General features: G+C 73.9%; 1 protein-coding gene. It reads left to right on the top strand.

Going from position 1 to position 1,431, the window contains the following annotated elements; translation table 11 throughout:
• Positions 1-1,344: IPT/TIG domain-containing protein (locus JL106_RS21755; RefSeq protein ID WP_205262134.1), on the top strand; the 1,344-nt coding region annotated here is incomplete at its 5' end.
• Positions 1,345-1,431: the final 87 nt, after the last annotated feature.

Genomic DNA, 1,431 nt, shown 5'->3' with positions numbered 1-1,431 from the left:
CCGACCGCCACCGGGATCGACCCCGGCACCGGCCCCGAAACCGGCGGCACCACGGTGACCATCACCGGCACCGGGTTCGTCCCCGACGCCACCACCGTCACCATCGACGGAGTCACGGTGCCGGCCGAGGACATCACCGTCGTCGACGACGACACCCTGACCTTCACCACCCCCGCCGGCGACCCCGGCCCGGTCGACGTGGTCGTGACCACCCCCGGCGGCACCAGCGATCCACTGCCCTTCACCTACACCGCGGTCACCCCACCCGCCCCGACCGCCACCGGGATCGACCCCGGCACCGGCCCCGAAACCGGCGGCACCACGGTGACCATCACCGGCACCGGGTTCGTCCCCGACGCCACCACCGTCACCATCGACGGAGTCACGGTGCCGGCCGACCAGGTCACCGTCGTCGATCCGACCACTCTGACCTTCACCACCCCCGCCGGCAGTCCCGGCCGGGTGCGGGTGACGGTGACCACCCCCGGGGGCACCAGCGGCAGTGTGCCGTTCACCTACGTACCGGAGGTGACCCTCCCAGCGGTGCCCACGGTCTCCGGCATCACGCCCGACTTCGGCCCGACCGCCGGTGGGACGTCGGTGACCATCACCGGCACCGGGTTCGTACCGGGCGCCACCAGCGTCACCATCGACGGAGTCACGGTGCCGGCCGACCAGGTCACCGTCGTCGACGACGGCACCCTGACCTTCACCACCCCCGCCGGCAGTCCCGGCCGGGTGCGGGTGACGGTGACCACCCCCGGTGGCACCAGCGGGCCGTTGATGTTCCTGTACGAGCCGCCGGCCGCCACGCAGCCGGACCCGCCGGTGATCACCGCGCCAGGCAACGGGGACACCGTCGGCAGCGTGCCGACCATCGGCGGCACCGGGGATCCGGGCAACATCGTGACCGTCACCGACGGCACCTCGGTGATCTGCTCCGGCGTGGTGATCGACGCCTCCGGCGCGTGGAGCTGCACGCCGACCGCACCGCTGATCGACGGTCAGCACACCATCACCGCGACGCAGCAGGCGCCGAACGGTCTGATCTCCGCGCCGTCCGGGGCGATCACCTTCGTGTCCATCACCCTGCGGCCGGCCGGGCCCGGATCCATGGGCGGCTCGAGTGACGCCGGCGGAGACGACTGGGCGTACGGCAACAGCGGTTCGTCCGGATCCACCCCGACCTGGGGCTCGCCAGGTCAGGGCTGGACGGATCAGGGTTGGACGGACCAGGGCCTGGCCTACACCGGCGCCGATGTCCGGGTACCGCTGATCATCGGGCTCACCCTGCTGCTCGGCGGCTCGCTGTTGTTGGTGCGCCGCTGGGGTCGCGCCGGCTGATCTCGCAACGGCGTGGGGGGGGGGGGGGGGGGGGGGGGGGGGGCGGGGGGGGGGGGGGGGGGGGGGGGGGGGGGGGGGGTGGGGGGC

This window comes from Nakamurella leprariae (assembly GCF_016918035.1).
GTDB lineage: Bacteria > Actinomycetota > Actinomycetes > Mycobacteriales > Nakamurellaceae > Nakamurella > Nakamurella leprariae.
Note: the sequence above shows the minus strand (reverse complement) of the source record. Positions and strands in the feature narration are given on the sequence as shown.